The 18,329-nt window shown below is 36.9% G+C and carries 16 protein-coding genes; 11 read left to right on the plus strand and 5 right to left on the minus strand.

What is annotated here, in order from left to right; translation table 11 throughout:
- Positions 1-153 precede the first annotated feature (153 nt).
- The 4 genes from Q5760_RS25175 to Q5760_RS25190 all read left to right on the plus strand — a co-directional run bounded on the left by Q5760_RS25175 (position 154) and on the right by Q5760_RS25190 (position 4,794).
- A complete protein-coding gene (locus Q5760_RS25175; RefSeq protein WP_428910228.1) occupies positions 154-1,605 on the plus strand; it encodes a carbon starvation CstA family protein in 1,452 nt (483 codons plus the stop codon).
- A 20-nt stretch (positions 1,606-1,625) separates the two neighbouring features.
- On the plus strand, positions 1,626-1,760 hold the full coding sequence (locus Q5760_RS25180) for a hypothetical protein (protein ID WP_428910229.1): 135 nt from the start codon (positions 1,626-1,628) through the stop codon (positions 1,758-1,760).
- Positions 1,761-2,026: 266 nt separating this feature from the next.
- Complete coding sequence (locus Q5760_RS25185; protein WP_428910230.1) at positions 2,027-3,256, plus strand: EAL and HDOD domain-containing protein; 1,230 nt, start codon at positions 2,027-2,029, stop codon at positions 3,254-3,256.
- A 260-nt stretch (positions 3,257-3,516) separates the two neighbouring features.
- Positions 3,517-4,794 carry a YjiH family protein gene (locus Q5760_RS25190; protein ID WP_428912689.1) on the plus strand — a complete coding sequence of 426 codons (1,278 nt, stop codon included), beginning with the start codon at positions 3,517-3,519 and terminating at the stop codon, positions 4,792-4,794.
- A 77-nt stretch (positions 4,795-4,871) separates the two neighbouring features.
- On the opposite strand, the gene Q5760_RS25195 is transcribed toward Q5760_RS25190, so the two are convergent.
- Complete coding sequence (locus Q5760_RS25195) at positions 4,872-5,027, minus strand: hypothetical protein (protein ID WP_428910231.1); 156 nt, start codon at positions 5,025-5,027, stop codon at positions 4,872-4,874.
- A gap of 371 nt (positions 5,028-5,398) precedes the next feature.
- On the opposite strand from Q5760_RS25195, the gene Q5760_RS25200 reads away from it, so the two are divergent.
- The 5 genes from Q5760_RS25200 to ahpF all read left to right on the plus strand — a co-directional run bounded on the left by Q5760_RS25200 (position 5,399) and on the right by ahpF (position 12,254).
- A complete protein-coding gene (locus tag Q5760_RS25200) occupies positions 5,399-6,250 on the plus strand; it encodes a nuclease-related domain-containing protein (protein WP_428910232.1) in 852 nt (283 codons plus the stop codon).
- 889 nt (positions 6,251-7,139) lie between these two features.
- The gene (locus tag Q5760_RS25205) at positions 7,140-8,372 is read left to right on the plus strand and encodes a saccharopine dehydrogenase C-terminal domain-containing protein (RefSeq protein ID WP_428910233.1); all 1,233 of its coding nucleotides are present in this window, start codon (positions 7,140-7,142) and stop codon (positions 8,370-8,372) included.
- Between the two features lies 1 nt (position 8,373).
- On the plus strand, positions 8,374-9,501 hold the full coding sequence (gene nspC, locus Q5760_RS25210) for a carboxynorspermidine decarboxylase (protein ID WP_428910234.1): 1,128 nt from the start codon (positions 8,374-8,376) through the stop codon (positions 9,499-9,501).
- A gap of 645 nt (positions 9,502-10,146) precedes the next feature.
- Positions 10,147-10,710, plus strand: a complete 564-nt coding sequence (gene ahpC / locus Q5760_RS25215; RefSeq protein ID WP_428910235.1) for an alkyl hydroperoxide reductase subunit C — start codon at positions 10,147-10,149, stop codon at positions 10,708-10,710.
- A 14-nt stretch (positions 10,711-10,724) separates the two neighbouring features.
- A complete protein-coding gene (gene ahpF, locus Q5760_RS25220) occupies positions 10,725-12,254 on the plus strand; it encodes an alkyl hydroperoxide reductase subunit F (RefSeq protein ID WP_428910236.1) in 1,530 nt (509 codons plus the stop codon).
- Positions 12,255-12,348: 94 nt separating this feature from the next.
- Here ahpF and Q5760_RS25225 read toward each other — a convergent pair whose 3' ends face one another.
- The gene (locus tag Q5760_RS25225) at positions 12,349-12,669 is read right to left on the minus strand and encodes a BC1872 family protein (protein WP_428910237.1); all 321 of its coding nucleotides are present in this window, start codon (positions 12,667-12,669) and stop codon (positions 12,349-12,351) included.
- A 108-nt stretch (positions 12,670-12,777) separates the two neighbouring features.
- On the minus strand, positions 12,778-12,915 hold the full coding sequence (locus Q5760_RS25230) for a hypothetical protein (protein WP_428910238.1): 138 nt from the start codon (positions 12,913-12,915) through the stop codon (positions 12,778-12,780).
- A gap of 106 nt (positions 12,916-13,021) precedes the next feature.
- On the opposite strand from Q5760_RS25230, the gene Q5760_RS25235 reads away from it, so the two are divergent.
- Positions 13,022-14,473 (plus strand): L,D-transpeptidase family protein, encoded by a 1,452-nt coding sequence (locus tag Q5760_RS25235; protein WP_428912690.1) that lies wholly within the window; start codon positions 13,022-13,024, stop codon positions 14,471-14,473.
- 89 nt (positions 14,474-14,562) lie between these two features.
- On the opposite strand, the gene Q5760_RS25240 is transcribed toward Q5760_RS25235, so the two are convergent.
- A complete protein-coding gene (locus tag Q5760_RS25240) occupies positions 14,563-15,450 on the minus strand; it encodes a LysR family transcriptional regulator (protein ID WP_428910239.1) in 888 nt (295 codons plus the stop codon).
- 126 nt (positions 15,451-15,576) lie between these two features.
- On the opposite strand from Q5760_RS25240, the gene Q5760_RS25245 reads away from it, so the two are divergent.
- Entirely contained in the window at positions 15,577-16,767 is a 1,191-nt protein-coding gene (locus Q5760_RS25245) for a coenzyme F420-0:L-glutamate ligase (protein WP_428910240.1), read from the plus strand.
- A 361-nt stretch (positions 16,768-17,128) separates the two neighbouring features.
- On the opposite strand, the gene Q5760_RS25250 is transcribed toward Q5760_RS25245, so the two are convergent.
- Positions 17,129-18,325, minus strand: a complete 1,197-nt coding sequence (locus tag Q5760_RS25250; protein ID WP_428910241.1) for a glycosyltransferase — start codon at positions 18,323-18,325, stop codon at positions 17,129-17,131.
- Between the last annotated feature and the right edge of the window lie 4 nt (positions 18,326-18,329).

The following is an 18,329-nucleotide window of genomic DNA, read 5'->3' on the forward strand; positions in this document are numbered from 1 at the left end:
TCCGAACTTTAGTCAATCTTTTCAATTCTTAATAAAAGAATTAGAGAATAAGAGAGAGCCCACTATCATAGAATAAATACAGGCATCTAGCTATTCTTTTTCAATCCATTGTTTTGCAATCTGGTTCAAAACATTTTTAAGGAGGGAAAAGAAATGTACACGTTTTTAGTGGGAATTGCACTTTTAATTATTGGTTATTTTACGTACGGTAAAATTGTCGAGGGAATTTTCGGAATAAAACCAGACCGACCAACTCCGGCCTATGTAAATAGTGATGGGGTTGATTATGTCCCCATGAATATTCCTAAAAATTCTTTGATTCAACTCCTAAATATCGCTGGAACCGGACCTATCTTTGGACCAGTCATGGGAGCCTTATATGGTCCAGTCGCATTTATTTGGATTGTCGTTGGCTGTATTTTTGCAGGTGCTGTCCATGATTATTTAACTGGAATGATTTCAATTCGAAATCGCGGAGCACACTTACCCGAACTGGCTAGTCGATTTTTAGGAAAAGTTATGAGGCATGTCGTTAATTTTTTTGCTGTATTGCTTTTACTTTTAGTTGGAACCGTTTTTGTTTCAACACCTGCAAGTCTCCTTCATCTTTTAATAGATGGGAAAGTAGCCTTAGGAATGATTATTGGAGCTATTTTTATTTATTATTTGTTTGCTACCTTACTGCCTATTGATAAAATAATTGGTCGACTTTATCCTTATTTCGGTGCTTTATTGTTAATCAGTGCTCTTGGTGTTGGAATTGGTTTAGTTGTAACTAGTGCATCAATACCAGAACTATCCCTTACAAATTTCCATCCTGATGGAGCACCTATCTTGCCATTACTATTCTTTACGATTTCCTGTGGAGCTTTATCCGGTTTCCATGCAACACAAACACCGATTATTTCACGTACAACCCAAAACGAAAGACAAGGACGCAAAATTTTTTATGGGATGATGATTACGGAAGGAATTATTGCCATGATTTGGGCTGCGGCGGCAATGAGTGTATTTGATGGATATAATGGATTAAATGATATTCTTGCTGCAGGTGGACCTGGAGCCGTGGTTAGTGAAGCTTCGACCGCACTTCTTGGAGCTATTGGTGGAACATTAGCTATTCTTGGTGTCGTTGTGCTTCCGATTACCTCTGGAGATACAGCTTTCCGCAGTGCTCGAATGATTATCGCTGAGTATTTAAACATTGCCCAGAGAAAAATTTCAAATCGTCTCTGGATTGCTATTCCTCTATTTGCTGTTTCAGTCGTTTTAACACAAATTGATTTTAACCTTTTATGGAGGTACTTTAACTGGGCCAATCAATCAACCGCTGTCATCGCTCTGTTTGTGGGGTCCATGTATCTTTATATCGCACGGAAAAATTACTTCATCGCTCTTATCCCAGGTACCTTTATGTTAATTATGGTTATCACTTATATTTTAAATGCTCCAATTGGATTCAACTTACGGTTAAATATCTCTTGGATTGGTGGCTTTGTCGGTACCGCCATACTTGTAGCACTCTTTTTCCATGCTGGAAACAAGGCTCGAAGAAATCGACTGCCAATTGAAGACGACGTTTCGGGCTGGAGTCGAGGGGCGTAATGAGTGGCTGTAATGATCAGATGCGAAAGAATACAAAAGAGAAGGAAAAGGAACTCAATCGAACGGGTGTAGATTCCCTTCCCCTCTTTGTAAAAGTAGTTGGAGCCCTCATTAGTGTAGGTTGTTTGATCATCCTCTTTATCATGTCTCAATAAGCGAAACGGAAAAAGGATTCCTAAATGTTTCATGTGAAACATTTTCTGGAATCCTTTTTTTCGTACTTCTGATCTCTAGTCTTCTCTTTAATTTTAGAAAGGTAATCATTTTATAATCTATCTTACTAAACATACTTTTTTATTTTATTTTTAATTTACTAAAAATTATAATATAATGATAAAATACCTATGTTATGGGTGGATTCTACCTACTTTAGATCCATTGGTTTTATTATAGTTAAATATATTCATTTGAAGGTGATGAAATGGAGGCCTTTGTCGCTAGACAGCCTATATATACAAAGACAAAGGAAATTGTCGCATATGAACTGCTCTATCGTAAAAATTCGGAAAACCAATTTCCTAATATTAACGGCGAAGTGGCTACAACCGATGTCATTATAAACAGTTATATCAATATTGGAATAGAGGAACTCTCTAGCGGGAAATTATGCTTTATAAATTTTACAGAAAAATTACTGAAGATGGGACTTCCCACTTATTTCCAATCGGATGAAATTGTCGTGGAAATATTAGAGTCTGTTGAAATGGGGCCCGATTTACTAGAAATATGCAAGGACCTTAAAAGTAAAGGATATAAAATTGCCCTTGATGACTTTGTTTTAGAGGAGAAAAATTCCTACGCTCTCCAAATTATTAAATATGCTGATATCATTAAAGTGGACTTTAGAAAAACTCCTAAAAAAATAAGATTAATCATCCAGGAAATAGCCAGAAGGCTGAACACAAAACTACTGGCTGAAAAGGTTGAGACAAGTACTGAATTTGAATGGGCCATACATAATGGCTATGATTTTTTCCAAGGCTATTATTTTTCCAAGCCTGATATTATTACCACACAAGATGTTCCTGATTACTTCCACAATTATATAACGATTATTGAACATCTAAACAATCAAGAGCCGGATATTACTTATATTAGTAGATTAATTGAGCAAGATTTATCATTATCCTATAAGCTGCTTAAGCTTATTAATTCACCTGCTTATCGTGGTAAAAGTAAAATTACGTCCATCAAACAAGCCATCGTACGCCTTGGGTTTAACGAGTTAAAAAAGCTTCTTTACATCCTTTCCATTAGGGGAAGTCACTTTCAAAAGAATGATTGGTCAAAGGAGATGATCAACAATAGTCTTACAAGGGCGAAAACATGTGAACACATTGCCTTACACAGAAACAAAAGATCAGAAGCACCGTCATACTTTTTAACAGGGATGTTTTCTTTAATGGATACCATATTGGGAATGAAAATGGAGAAGGTCATCGAAATTATGCCACTCCATCAAGACATTTGTAATGCCCTAATTGGTATACCCAATGAAATGAAATTATCATTAGATTTAAGTCTTTCTATTGAAAACGGAAATTGGGAGAACCTTACCGTTTTGACTCAGAAAATGGGAATCGATGAAAGTGACATTCTGCAATATTATAACAATGCCTTCAAATGGTCGAATCAATTAATGAATATTTAACACCCAAAGGTGCCTAGCACCATCCATAAATTGGATGGTACTAGGCACCTTTTTAATAGGCAGAATAATAAGATTAAGAAATGTTGTTGGCAAAATGAGAGAAGTGCATTAAAATGAATATCGTTTTGTAATTATGCAATTTGAAAATAAATGTTTGAGGATGAATAGATTTGAAAGAAAAAACAATACCAAATGTAAACAAGTCCATAAAACCGATACTAACATTTTTAATACCATCGATCCTTGGAATCTTTTTATTCATGGTTCCCCTTTCATATAATGGGAGTTTCACGATCCCTATCGCCATCTTGTCTGGGTGGGTTCAGTCCTGGTTGGCTGATTATTTGCCACTTATTATGGTAATCATTATTAGCATCACTTTACTTGGAACGATTTTAGTTAAAATAACGCATCCAGAAGTATTAAAGCGAAATCGATTTCTGAAATCATTACTCGATGTTTCTCCTTTATTATTTGTTGCCCGACTGTTAGGTTCGATTTTTGCCATTCTAACCTACTTTCAATGGGGACCTGAGATGATTTGGTCTGAAAATACGGGAGGATTACTTCTAAATGATTTATTGCCAGTTCTGTTCTCCGTATTTTTATTTGCTGGAATGTTTCTGCCACTATTATTAAACTTCGGTTTACTTGAACTGTTCGGAACGATTTTAACGAAAGTAATGCGCCCTGTTTTTAAATTACCTGGTCGCTCTTCCATCGATTGCATCGCCTCTTGGCTTGGGGACGGAACAATCGGGGTTTTGCTGACAAGCAAACAATATGAAGAAGGGTTTTATACAAAAAGAGAGGCTGCCATTATTGGGACCTCGTTCTCTGTTGTATCGATTACCTTTAGTCTTGTCGTCATTTCTCAAGTAGGTCTTGGTCATATGTTTGTTCCGTTTTATTTAACGATTACCTTTGCTGGGTTAGTTGCGGCTTTTATTGCGCCAAGAATCCCGCCGCTTTCAAGAAAACCTGACACTTATTATGTAGAAAAATCTAGTGAATACAAAGAGGATAAAATCCCTGAAGGTCATAATCCGTTATCTTGGGGATATGTACAAGCCATTGATAAGGCTAGACACAATCGAGGTTTTGTAGACTTTCTCATTTCAGGGGTAAAAAATGTTTTAGACATGTGGATGGGCGTTGCCCCGATTGTGATGTCATTAGGTACCGTAACCTTAATTCTTGCGGAATACACACCGATTTTCCAATGGCTAGGGCTACCTTTTATTCCAATTTTAGAATTGTTGCAAATTCCTGAAGCAAAGGCTGCTTCTGAAACAATGGTTGTGGGTTTTGCAGACATGTTTCTGCCATCTGTGATTGGGGCTAGCATTACAAGTGAAATGACCCGATTTATTATTGCTTCTGTTTCGGTCACGCAGCTAATCTATATGTCAGAGGTCGGTGGCCTTTTACTTGGATCAAAAATCCCTGTATCGTTTTGGGAACTATTTGTTATTTTCATTCAACGAACTCTAATCACATTACCGATTATTACCCTCATTGCGCATTTTCTTTTCTAAAATAAAGAAGGTATCAGACATCCTTTGAGAGATGCTTGATACCTTCTCTTTTTTATTGGACTCAAGAGACGGCAGGGTTATTCATCGTCAATTTCGCCGTCACCAATTTCATCCTCTTCTTCAATTTCCTCAATTTTTTCGCCTTCCTCAGGCATCTCATCATCATCTCCGCACCCAGCCAACGCAAACAAAGACGAAAATCCAAGAAGAAGTGCTAGTACGTATTTTTTCATGTAATCAGCCTCCTCGTTTACCTCAGTTTCTCCCAAATTTGTTTTAATATGTATGTTGGTTAGTTTTTTTAAAGCATTTTGGGGAATCTTTTCTGATTGTTTTTTTAGACTTTATGTTCCTGTTGAGGGCGATTTCTGGATTTCTTCACACATCTTTTGGTCAACCATTTCTAGTCCTCTCCTCTCTTTTTCTTACCTCCATTCAAGGGATAATCGATTTAGCAAAAAGTTCATATACCGTTCATACCTCTATGTAATTTATTTTAATATAATAGTCATAGAATTCTATACAAGGATGTGACTCGCTCATGATTTACAAAATTAGGACGGAGTCTAAGGAGTTGCAAATTCTTAGATCCCTAAACAACCGGATGGAACTATCTCCTAAGGACAAACAACATTACTTTAACCTTAAAAAAGGGTACGAGGGTGAATTAATGTTTGACTCCTTAACAGAAAAACTACAATGTGAATGTCTAATCCTAAATGACCTACTCCTTAAGCTAAACAGTACTTTATTTCAAATTGACACGATCATTATTATTCCAGAGATGATTTACCTTTTTGAGGTCAAAAATTTTGAAGGCGATTATTTATTTGAAAATGAACGATTATATAAAAAGCCTAAGTCCGAAATAACCAATCCCCTCACTCAATTAAGCAGAGGTGAATCCTTATTTCGCCAACTCCTTCAAAGCCTAGGCCACAATATTCATGTCGAGGCATCATTAGTCTTTATTAACCCCGAATTCACCTTATACCAAGCACCTCAAAACAAACCCATCATTCTTCCGACACAGGTTAATCGTTGTTTGCGAAAAATCAATTCTAATTCATCAACATTAAAAGACAGACATCGAATACTTGCAGATAAATTAATATCCTTGTATATCCCTGACTCCCCTTTTAAACAAATACCAAATTATAATTTTGACCATTTACATAAAGGGATTGGGTGTGGAAAGTGTAACTCCTTATCTAATATTGTTATAAATACTAAATGTGTTTGTCAGGCTTGTGGTTATGAAGAAATTGTTGAATACGCCGTAATGCGTTTAGTAAAAGAAGCTCAATTACTCTTCCCTAATCAGGCAATAACTACAAACACCATACATAGTTGGTGTAAGATCATAGACTCGAAAAAGAGAATCCGACTAATACTTGATAAAAACTTTAAATCCGTTGGTAATCATCGGTGGACTTACTATGAAGAGATATTATAAAAACTTATAATCTAACTGAATATATTTACTTTTAAGTACTATTTACTCTGTTTTTGCTCTATTTGTCCTTGAGAACCTCCATCACGGACTTCTTGCTCTACTTTTTCCCATTTTTTGTCCTTGATAGCCTCCATCATGGACTTCTCGCTCTATTTTTCCCCATTTTTGTCCTTGAGAACCAGCTCGGCTCGTAGACCTTTTTCCTACTGCTGTACTAACCCCCTTTCATCCAACAATCCAACCACCAAAAAACCGAAAAAAAAACTAAAATTTCTTATTGTATTTTTTTCTATATGCTGATAATATAAAAAAGCATGAATTGGAAGGCTAATCTTCACACCCTTTTGAGTCTTTCCAGCAGATAATTTTGACCACTTCTAATTACAGAAGGTAAGGGCAACGGTGTGCCGGGTCAAATGCCGATTGGCAACCTTTAGTTGCCTTATTGATTGAGTTAAAAGCTCAAATTTTATAAGTTGGTTACTTTACAACCAGTGCTTACGCACATCAACTTGTGAAACGGTCAATAAGAGTGGTAAAAGTAATTATTTGCTATATAGACTCTGATCAAAAGGATATATTGAATATTAAAGAGCTTTGTTCCATCATGTCTAAAATGAATTTATGGTGGACGTATGTCTATGATTATTTGTCGTGGTCATGAACATACAGACGTTTTTTTAATATGATTGAATTATATCTAAAAGCAAGTGTTGTGCGCAGTTAAGCGTGTTACACTCGCTTTTTTTTATTTGGTAAAAACTTGTTATATGGGGTTAGTTGAATCATCTCCTAGCAGGACTGGAATCCTAATAAATGGACTCGCACGAATTAGGTAGGAGTAAAACTCCATTATGCATAAAAAACGATAAGGTAAGGTGATTGAAGAATGGGAAAAGCACTTATTATTGGAGCCGGTGGAGTGGCACAGGTTGCCGCACATAAATGTGTTCAAAACAGCGACGTATTCGAAGAAATTTGTATCGCTAGCCGTACAAAATCTAAATGTGATGCCCTTAAGGAAAAGCTGGATGGCGGCAAAACTAAAATTACGACTGCACAAGTCGATGCAAATAATGTAGATGAATTAATCGCTTTAATCGAAGAAGTAAAACCAGATATCGTAATGAACTTGGCTCTGCCTTATCAAGATTTAACCATTATGGATGCATGTCTAGCAACAAAGACTCACTATATGGATACGGCAAACTATGAGCCTGAAGACACTGCAAAATTTGAATATAAATGGCAATGGGACTATCGTGAGCGTTTTGAAAAAGCTGGAATTACAGCCCTTCTTGGCTCAGGATTTGACCCAGGTGTTACAGGCGTATTCTCTGCTTATGCATTAAAACATCACTTTGATGAAATTGAATATATCGATATCCTTGACTGTAATGCTGGAGATCATGGATATCCATTTGCAACAAACTTTAATCCAGAAATCAACATCCGTGAGGTTTCAGCTAACGGAAGATACTGGGAAAATGGTGAATGGGTTGAAACAAAACCAATGGAAATCAAACGCGTTTATGACTTCCCGGAAATTGGCGAAAAAGACATGTACCTTCTCTACCATGAAGAACTTGAATCACTTGCCAAAAATATTCCTGGAATTAAACGAATCCGTTTCTTCATGACATTTGGCGAAAGCTACCTTACCCACTTAAAATGTCTTGAAAATGTAGGAATGACTTCCATTGAGCCAATTGAATTCGAAGGAAAACAAATCATCCCACTTCAATTCTTGAAAGCTGTATTACCAGATCCAGCTTCCTTAGGACCACGTACAAAAGGTAAAACGAATATTGGCTGTATCTTTAAAGGAAAAAAAGACGGAAAAGATAAAACGTATTATGTATATAATATTTGCGATCACGAAGCATGCTATCGTGAAGTAGGATCCCAAGCGGTTTCTTATACAACAGGTGTTCCTGCTATGATTGGTGCAGCAATGGTCTTAACTGGCAAATGGAATAAACCTGGCGTATACAATGTTGAAGAATTCGATCCAGATCCATTCATGGAAGAGTTAAACAAATGGGGCCTACCTTGGAAAGAGGACTTCAATCCAGAGCTTGTTGACAATGAGCCAATTAAAGAAACGGAGAACGTTCGATAAGATGAAATTTGAGGAACTGCCAACACCTTGTTATGTCGTCGATGAAGCTCTTCTGGAAAAAAACTTAAAAATCCTGAGCGGAGTAATGGAACGTACAGGATGTAAGATTGTTTTAGCACAAAAAGCATTCTCCATGACGGAGATGTATCCTTTAATTGGAAAGTATCTAAGTGGTACAACGGCAAGTGGTTTATACGAAGCAAGACTCGGGTTTGAGCAAATGGGCAAAGAGAATCATGTCTTTGCCCCTGCTTACCGTGAAGACGAGATTGATGAAATCATCTCTCTTTGTGACCATATTATTTTTAATTCCTTTTCACAATTAGAAAAGTTTAAAGATAAAGCCTTAAAAGCTGGCAGAAAAGTTGGTTTACGCATCAATCCAGAATGCTCTACGCAAATTGGTCATGAAATTTATGATCCATGTGCAGTTGGTTCTCGTTTTGGTGTCACAATTGAGAATTTCCGTCCTGAAGAATTAGATGGAGTATCCGGATTACATTTTCATACCCTTTGTCAGCAAAACTCTGATGATCTAGAAACAACACTTCAAGCAGTTGAAGAGAAGTTCGGTCCATGGCTCTCCCATATGGAATGGCTAAACTTTGGTGGCGGCCACCATATTACGAGGGAAGATTATGATATCCCAAGACTAGAAGCGTGTATTAAAAGAATCCAAGATAAATATAATGTAGAAGTTTATCTTGAACCAGGCGAGGCTGTTGCGCTTAATGCCGGTTATCTCATCACATCTGTACTTGACATTCACCGAAATGGAATGGAAATTGCGATTCTTGATACATCTGCTACTTGTCATATGCCAGATGTACTTGAAATGCCATATCGTCCTCCTCTGTTCAATTCAGGCGAGTCAGGAGAAAAACCCTTCACTTATCGACTCGGTGGACAAACTTGTTTAACGGGCGATATTATTGGAGACTATTCTTTTGATCAACCTTTAAAAAGCGGCGATCGTTTAGTTTTTGGTGATATGGCGATCTATACAATGGTAAAAAATACGACATTCAATGGGATGCCACTTCCTGCGATTGCTGTACGAGATAAAGATGGCGACTGCCGAATTGTACAACAATTTGGCTATGAAGATTTTAGAATGCGACTTGCGTAATCATCCAACCAGACTCAGGTAAATGGGGTCTGGTTTTTTAATTGGATGTTTCCTCGTTAACTAACCTTGAATGGTAATAGAACCGTCAAACTTCCTCTTCTAATTTAGCATGAATTTCCTTTGTAAGGTCCTTATAGGAAATCGTTTGTTTTGTTAATCGTTTCAATAAGGACCTGCTTCATGATATGATATTTTTCGATCCTTATTTTTGCCCCTTGCTTCTCTTCTGGGTGGAATAATCTCACAACCTCTTCACCATTACGTCCTTCTAAACGTCCCTTTTATTTGATTTAGACTAATTCATATAGTTATTATTTTCAATTACCTTAAAATTGTAATAAAATAGAGTAGGGATTTAATGATTTAAATAGTAGAATATCGTTCATACTATTATCCGTAGGCCTACTAGTTATAGTTATTTCTCTTTTTGCATACATACCGAAGTTTGGTAGCATTTTGTGCAAGAATCTACAAGTTTCTACGCTATCAATAATAATAATTATTGGTTTAAAATAATTATTATATTTTCAGTTGACAAAACACGAAAAATATATAATAATTATTATTGAATTAGAATTATTATAGATAATTTATTTTGGTTATCTATAATTATTATAAAAAATTACCATTAGGAGGAATTTCATAATGTCTTTAATCGGAAAAGAAGTACTACCATTCAAAGCACAAGCATACAAAAACGGTGAATTCATCGAAGTTTCAGATCAAGATTTCAAAGGTAAATGGAGCGTAGTAGTATTCTACCCAGCTGACTTCACATTCGTTTGCCCAACAGAACTTGAAGATATGCAAAATCAATATGCTGAATTAAAAGAACTTGGAGCTGAAGTTTACTCTGTTTCTACAGATACTCACTTTGTTCATAAAGCATGGCATGACACTTCAGAAACAATCGGTAAAATTGAATACACAATGATCGGTGACCCATCACACGTTATTTCTCGTAACTTTGATGTTCTTATCGAAGAAGATGGTGTTGCAGACCGTGGTACTTTCATCATCGATCCAGACGGGATTGTACAAGCTCTTGAAATCAATGCTGGTGGAATCGGCCGTGACGCAAGCGCTGTAATCAACAAAATCAAAGCAGCACAATACGTTCGTAACCATCCAGGTGAAGTTTGCCCAGCTAAATGGCAAGAAGGCGGAGAAACACTTAAGCCAAGCCTTGACCTTGTAGGTAAAATCTAAGGAGAACTCATATAATGATACTGGATGCAGATATTAAGGCGCAATTAAACCAATATCTTCAACTGATGGAAGGCGATGTTCTTCTAAAGGTGAGTGCAGGTTCTGACGAAGTATCAAAGAACATGCTTGAACTGATGGAAGAGCTCACTTCTATGTCATCCAGAATTACTGTAGAGAAAACACAGCTTGAGAAAACTCCAAGCTTCAGCGTAAATCGTGTAGGAGAGGATACCGGCATTACATTTGCCGGTATTCCTCTTGGACACGAATTTACGTCATTTGTGTTAGCTCTCTTACAAGTAAGTGGAAGAGCACCAAAAGTTGATGAAAAGGTAATTGAGCAAATTAAAAATATAACTGGCGAATATCACTTTGAAACCTATGTCAGCCTAAGCTGTCAAAATTGCCCAGATGTTGTTCAAGCTTTAAATGTAATGAGTGTTCTTAACCCAGGAATCACTCACACGATGATTGATGGTGCAGTTTTCAAAGAGGAAGTAGAAAGTAAAAACGTCTTAGCCGTACCTGCTGTTTACTTAAATGGAGAGTTTTTTGAAAGTGGACGTATGTCACTTGAACAAATTCTTTCTAAATTGGGAAGTGGACCGGATCCATCCGAGTTCACCAATAAGGAACCATTTGATGTACTTGTTGTCGGCGGTGGTCCTGCTGGTGCTAGTGCAACGGTCTATGCAGCACGTAAAGGCATACGCACAGGAATTGTTGCTGAACGCTTTGGCGGTCAAATATTGGATACTGTAGGAATTGAGAACTTCATTAGTGTGAAATACACAGAGGGTTCTAAGCTTGCAGCAAGTTTAGAGGAACACGTGAAGGAGTATGACGTAGATGTCATGGATTCTCAACGTGTTATTGGCATTGATAAAAAGGGGCACATTGAAGTTCAATTAGAAAACGGTGGTCTTTTAAAGAGTAAATCTGTGATTCTTTCTACTGGTGCTCGTTGGCGTAATATCAATGTGCCTGGAGAAGCTGAATTTAAAAATAAAGGGGTAGCTTATTGCCCTCACTGTGATGGACCATTGTTTGCGGGTAAGCATGTTGCTGTTATTGGTGGAGGAAACTCAGGAATTGAAGCGGCCATTGACCTTGCGGGTATTGTCAAACATGTAACGGTCATTGAATTCTTACCAGAATTGAAAGCAGACACGGTTCTTCAAGAACGCCTGAGCAGTTTACCAAATGTAACGGTTATCAAAAATGCCCAAACAAAAGAGATTACCGGTACTGATAAAGTAAACGGGCTCACCTACATTGATCGTGCAACTGAAGAAGAACACCATATTGAATTAGCTGGTGTTTTCGTTCAAATCGGTCTTGTACCGAATACAGATTGGCTTGGCGATACAGTTGAACGTACAAGAATGGGCGAAATCGTCGTTGACAAACGCGGTGCTACCAGTATTCCTGGGGTATTTGCTGCAGGTGACTGTACAGACAGTGCTTATAAACAGATCATCATTTCAATGGGATCTGGTGCAACTGCCGCATTAGGAGCATTTGATTATCTTATTCGAAATTAATCGCAATATAAAAAGTCACAGTAGCGGATTGATTACTGTGACTTTTTATTTACCTAAAATAGTAGCTATTTTTCCCTCTCTAACCAACCTCATTTTAAATTTGATTATAATTTGTGTTCTCAAATTGAGAGTAAAATTTAAGAATCAAGTAATACGCAGCATTTATAATCGCCTCTGGCAACGTTTCCCCTCTTCCTGTGACGTCATCAAACTTCACTTCTGAAGTACCATTTGTTTGATAGTTCACACCAAACATTTTTAGCTTTTCTACTATAACCAACGCATGTTCTAAGTATTTCTCTGGCATAAAATAAGAATCATGAATAAACTCATCTTTCTCTACATTGTACCAACTATTTTTGGTATGCTTCTTCCACCCTAATATTTCACGGATAATTTCTTCCTTTCTGTTCACCTTTACCATCCCCCTATGATAAATTTAAACTCAACTGTTATATATCATGTACTTATTTTTAATAAGATTATATAACAGTTATTCCATTTTGACCATATTTTTAAAAAATTATTTTTCTTCAGAAATAACAATTCCAATTAAATGAACCATTTGGAGTACTTCCTTTGAATAATCACTATTTTTTTCCCATATAATAATCTTTAAACGAACATATCTCTTCGTACAAATTTCCCGTATAAATTTCATTAAAGTTACAAATTATGACAAACTTTACTCCCATATACTAGTAGAATACTAGTAACATGGTAAAATATAAGGAGAAATAAGGGAATTTTTCGGGATAATAAGGGGGATTGTCGTGGAAAATGCGGTAAAGGAATCGTTCAAAGAAAGTGGTAACAATCAGAAAAAATCATCAAGGTGGTTTACAAACTGGAAATGGATGCTTCCAGCTATCATCATTGTCATTGCACTCATAATTGGAGTCTTAAGTTATTATCAAGCAACACACTTTAATTCTAATGTCACCATTAATGGCATACAAGTTGGGGGCCTGACAAAAGATGAAGCATTAGATAAATTAAAGACCTCTGTTTTACAAAATAAAGTCTATATTGGTGACGAAGAAATCCTAGATGGAAAGGATACAAATTCAGGTTTTACGGATAAAGATTTACTAAGTATTCAAAACCTATTTAAAGAACAGCAAACGGTCTTTCCTACATCAAAAGAGCAAAACCTTTCACTTTCTCCAAGTAATCCAGACCCATACCGTATTCAAGATATGAAGAAAGAGGTTGAAACTAAGCTTACTGAAATGAACAAAAGTTTAACCCCTCCACAAGATGCACAGGCACGTTTAGAAAACGGTCAAATTGTTATCGCAAATAGTGTGGATGGTAAACAATATGATATTGTCAGCCTTATGAATGAATATGACAAACAGGGGTTTGCAAGTGAAATCCGATTAGACCCAGTCTTTATTGAACCTGTTAAAGAGGACAGTGAAATCATTAAAAATGGAGAGGCTAGGTTACAAGAGCTTCTTCAACATACAGTCGAGTATAAAGTACAAGATACAGTACATTCTTTAAAAGGAAACGAGCTCATTCAAAATGCCTTTGTAACACATGACATGAAAGTAACAATTGATCCAGAGCTTATTCAAAATAAAATTGCCGAGATAAATGATGCCCAATCAACTTTAGATAAAGATTTCACCTTTAAAACCCATTCTGGAAATGTTATTTCAGTGAAGGGTCAAGGATATGGATGGGCCTTAGATGTCGAAAAAGAAACAACTCAGGTTCAACAGGCGTTTGAAAACGGTGATCCATCTGTTTCAGCTTCACATATTAAAGGACATGGCTGGAGTGGTGAAGGATATGGCTACGGTGTTACGGCGAATAATGGGATTGGGAATAATTATGCCGAAGTATCGATCGCTGAACAGCGAGTGTGGATTTATCGAGAAGGGAAAATGGTCTTTACGACGAATGTCGTAACAGGCAACCACAATACAAACGAGGATACATCCAAAGGGGTTTGGTACGTTCTCTACAAGCGAACTCCTTATGTACTTAACGGAAGTAGAGCAGGCAGCTCAGAGTATTCAATAAAGGTCAATTATTGGGTTCCATTTACAAATAGTGGTCAAGGCTTCCATGATGCTAGCTGGCGTTCAAACTGGTCATCAAATGCCTATATTTCCAATGGATCAGGCGGCTGTGTCAATGTACAACCTAGCTTAATGAAAAATATATATGATAATTTAAATACCTATGATCCGGTGGTTGTTTATTAATCCACTTCCATCAAGAAATAACCTAAAGACGATGTTCGATAGGTGTGACTTTCACATCCATTAACATCGTCTTTTTTACTTGTATTTCCTTATAAATGCTGTTCAATGCTTCCTACAAACTTTTCAGCTGCTCGTGATAATGGGACGGATTTTAGATAAACAATCCCAATTCTGCGACTTGGAATTTCCTCTTCTAACGTTAATTCAAACAGAACCCCTCTTTGCAACGGTTCCTCGACAAACTCTCTAATGACACACGAGATCCCTAAATTAGCCTTAGCAAAATCAACTAATAAGTCATGGGAACCAAGTTCAAACATAGGGGACAGAGAATGACCTTTCTTTTTAAAAAAACGCTCTACATACATTCGAGAAATGGTTGGTTTTTCTAAAAACAGAAGAGGTAATTCGATTAAATGCTTTAATTGGATGGTTTTTTGCGATAACTCCTTGTATTTTTCACCACAAACGAAAGTGTCATGTATCTCTTTACATGGAATGACCTGTAGTTGATCATCTTGAACCGGCAAATTGCAAATCCCAACATCTGCTGCTCCCGATCTAATAAATCCAAGGATATCGGACGTTGTACCATTAAGGATTTTTAATTTAATTCCAGGATACTTAGCATGGAATTCTTCTAAATATGGCAATAGAAAATAACGGGATATCGTATCCCCAACGCCTATTCGCAATTCCCCAGTCTTCAGCCTTTTAACATCAAGAATTTTATGCTCTGCGGCATTGACCATGGCTAAAGCTGATGTAATCGGATCATGTAACAATTTTCCTTCATTTGTTAATACGACCCCCTTTGGAGTTCGATAAAAGAGCTGTACCTCTAACTCCTTTTCAAGCTTTGAAATAGCTTGACTAACAGCTGATTGTGTCATATAAAGCTCTTCTGCGGCCTTTGAAAAGCTTTTGTTTCGACTCACTACATGAAAGATTCGATATAAATCTAATTTTCCAATCATATAACTTCTCCTAATACCTGATATAATTAATATTAATTTTACTTATACCATATGAAAACGGTATAGTAAACATGTTACCTACAAAGGTTATAAAATAGTCTACGATTTACAAGAGGAGAGATTTGATTGGAAAGAGTAGTTGGAACAACAGTAAGAGGTCTTCGTGGCCCCATCATCAATAAAGGTGATAACTTAGAAGAAATTGTTGTCGATACCGTTATAAATGCCGCAAAAGTGGAAGGGTTTTCGATCGAAGACCGTGACATTGTTACTATTACTGAATCAATAGTTGCACGTGCCCAAGGAAATTATGCTTCCATTGACGATATTGCCACAGATGTAAAAACCAAATTTGGCGATGATACAGTTGGGGTTATTTTTCCCATTCTTAGCCGTAACCGCTTTGCCATTTGCCTTCGTGGAATTGCAAGAGGGCTTAAGAAGGTGGTCTTAATGTTAAGCTACCCTTCTGATGAAGTTGGAAACCACTTGATTACCATTGACGAATTAGATGAAAAAGGAATCAATCCTTGGACAGATGTACTAACAGAGGCAGAATTCCGTCAACATTTTGGCTTTAATAAACACACCTTTACTGGTGTTGACTATATTGAATATTATAAAAGCCTCATTGAAGCTGAGGGAGCAACTTGCGAGGTTATCTTCTCTAACAATGCCAAAACCATTCTAGATTACACAAAGAATGTCTTAACCTGTGACATTCACACACGTTTCCGTACAAAACGCATTTTAACAAACAATGGTGCAGAAAAAGTATATGGACTTGATGACATTCTAAAAGAATCCATCAATGGCAGCGGCTATAATGAAGAGTATGGTCTGCTTGGTTCTAATAAATCAACAGATGATAGCGTGAAATTATTCCCACATCAATGTCAGCGATTAGTTGACGGGATTCAAGCAAAAGTTAAAGAGCTTACGGGTAAAACCATTGAAGTCATGGTTTATGGGGACGGTGCATTCAAAGATCCAGTCGGAAAAATTTGGGAACTTGCAGACCCAGTTGTATCTCCAGCATTTACAGCGGGTCTTGAAGGAACTCCAAATGAAGTAAAATTAAAATACTTGGCAGATAACAACTTCTCCCATCTTCGTGGTGAGGAACTAACAAAAGCCATTTCTGAATTCATTGAGAATAAAGACGAAGACTTGGTGGGTGCAATGGAATCCCAAGGAACTACCCCTCGTAGATTAACGGATCTCATTGGGTCCTTATCGGATTTAACTTCAGGCAGTGGTGATAAAGGGACACCTATGGTTTATATCCAAGGTTACTTTGATAATTATACAAAATAAAGGCTACGGCAAAATGTAACACATGGGAATATCATGGGTTACATTTTGCTTGTTTTATCTAATTCATACTAAAACATTACACAAGTTCATTCGGTTCTAACTTCCGCGGACATTGAGTGCGTTATTATTATGAATAACGCTAATTTGGTGGATTTCTGGACACCGAGTACGTTATTTGCTACTCATTACGAAAAAATGACATCCTTTCAAGTAAATAGCGGATTGTATGTCCAATAAAATGTGAAATCGTTATTCTTGACTCAAATAACGGAACATACGTCCTCTTAACCACACCTAATCGTACCATTACCTTTTGCATACATCATAATCAACATAATAAACAATTCAAAAGTGCCTTTCCCTATCTTAACTGATTTAATATATACTCAGCAGCCTTCACTGCCCCATTATTCTCCGTATTTTTGTATTCAATCCCCTTTTCGATGTTATCCAAGACGACTGTAGAAAGGGTATTTTCATCGGTTTCTGAAAAACGTATTTTAACTCCTGCTCCCATTCTAATTAATCGATCAGAAACAAGCTTTTGTTCAAAATGCTCTTCTATTGGAAAATATAGGAAGTTTTTATTTAAAGCGACCAGTTCCATCGTTGTCGTTCCTCCACCTTGAACAATTGCTAGGTCACAAGCTGCAAGATGCTCATACAATTTAGGTACATATCCTCTTATTTGAATCCCCTCGGTTGCCGTGATTGAATTAGGATCAATTCTTGGACCTGCAATTAAAACCATTTGTAATTCGGGGATCTTTTCCCTTAGAATCTTATAAGTTCTTGAACATAGATTTAAAAGGTCTACACCAATGGATGTTCCGCCTACAGAACATATGATAAGAGGACCTTCTCCATAACCAAGTCGGCTTTTCATCTCTGATGTATGACGATATTCATGTGGGTTAAAAGGCAAAATATTCCCCAAAAACTTATAATGCTTTTGCCCATGCTTTCTAGCATTTGGCAACCCTAATCCGTAAGATTTATCTGCAATGTCTTCCGCATTTCCTACATATAGGGATAAATCTTCCACCCAAGGAGTGCGATTAATTGTGATCCAGGCAAAATTCCAAAAATAGGTTCCTAACTTCTCTAGCGGACTTTTTGTTGTAGCATCGAACCCAAAGAAATCATAAATCATTACAAACGGAGCCTTCCTCTTCATCCTTGGATATAAAAAATAGGCTAGTATTAACTCATAGGCCTCGTCTGCAATAATTAAATCGTACTTTTCCCTTTTGGTAAGTCGGTTTATGGTAACAATACTTTTCCTCCACTCCAATAAAACCCTAAACAAATATGTATTTACATTCATTTCAAAACCGTTGGATACCTTTTCTGCTAATTTACTTTCTTCGCCAAGCGACTTACATTCTGGCAACAAATATTCACCTGACTCTTGTATTACTCTAAGTGCTGGATCTCCCGCTAACCAAGAGACTTCAATATCAGGGTCCCGTTTTCTCAGTTCCTTTACAATCGCCAAATCTCTTGCTGCATGACCAAGACCAATAGAACTACTGATAAATAATACCTTCTTTTTCATTTTT

This window comes from Niallia sp. Kr1 (assembly GCF_050389805.1).
Classification (GTDB): Bacteria; Bacillota; Bacilli; order Bacillales; family Cytobacillaceae; genus Bacillus_BD.

What these genes read in the sequence shown, in the direction of transcription:
- Q5760_RS25175 (WP_428910228.1), top strand. Translation starts at nt 154, where the DNA reads ATGTACACGTTTTTAGTGGGAATTGCACTTTTAATTATTGGTTATTTT.
- Q5760_RS25180 (WP_428910229.1), top strand. Translation starts at nt 1,626, where the DNA reads ATGCGAAAGAATACAAAAGAGAAGGAAAAGGAACTCAATCGAACGGGT.
- Q5760_RS25185 (WP_428910230.1), top strand. Translation starts at nt 2,027, where the DNA reads ATGGAGGCCTTTGTCGCTAGACAGCCTATATATACAAAGACAAAGGAA.
- Q5760_RS25190 (WP_428912689.1), top strand. Translation starts at nt 3,517, where the DNA reads ATGGTTCCCCTTTCATATAATGGGAGTTTCACGATCCCTATCGCCATC.
- Q5760_RS25195 (WP_428910231.1), bottom strand. Translation starts at nt 5,027, where the DNA reads ATGAAAAAATACGTACTAGCACTTCTTCTTGGATTTTCGTCTTTGTTT.
- Q5760_RS25200 (WP_428910232.1), top strand. Translation starts at nt 5,399, where the DNA reads ATGGAACTATCTCCTAAGGACAAACAACATTACTTTAACCTTAAAAAA.
- Q5760_RS25205 (WP_428910233.1), top strand. Translation starts at nt 7,140, where the DNA reads ATGGGAAAAGCACTTATTATTGGAGCCGGTGGAGTGGCACAGGTTGCC.
- nspC (WP_428910234.1), top strand. Translation starts at nt 8,374, where the DNA reads ATGAAATTTGAGGAACTGCCAACACCTTGTTATGTCGTCGATGAAGCT.
- ahpC (WP_428910235.1), top strand. Translation starts at nt 10,147, where the DNA reads ATGTCTTTAATCGGAAAAGAAGTACTACCATTCAAAGCACAAGCATAC.
- ahpF (WP_428910236.1), top strand. Translation starts at nt 10,725, where the DNA reads ATGATACTGGATGCAGATATTAAGGCGCAATTAAACCAATATCTTCAA.
- Q5760_RS25230 (WP_428910238.1), bottom strand. Translation starts at nt 12,915, where the DNA reads ATGAAATTTATACGGGAAATTTGTACGAAGAGATATGTTCGTTTAAAG.
- Q5760_RS25240 (WP_428910239.1), bottom strand. Translation starts at nt 15,450, where the DNA reads ATGATTGGAAAATTAGATTTATATCGAATCTTTCATGTAGTGAGTCGA.
- Q5760_RS25250 (WP_428910241.1), bottom strand. Translation starts at nt 18,325, where the DNA reads ATGAAAAAGAAGGTATTATTTATCAGTAGTTCTATTGGTCTTGGTCAT.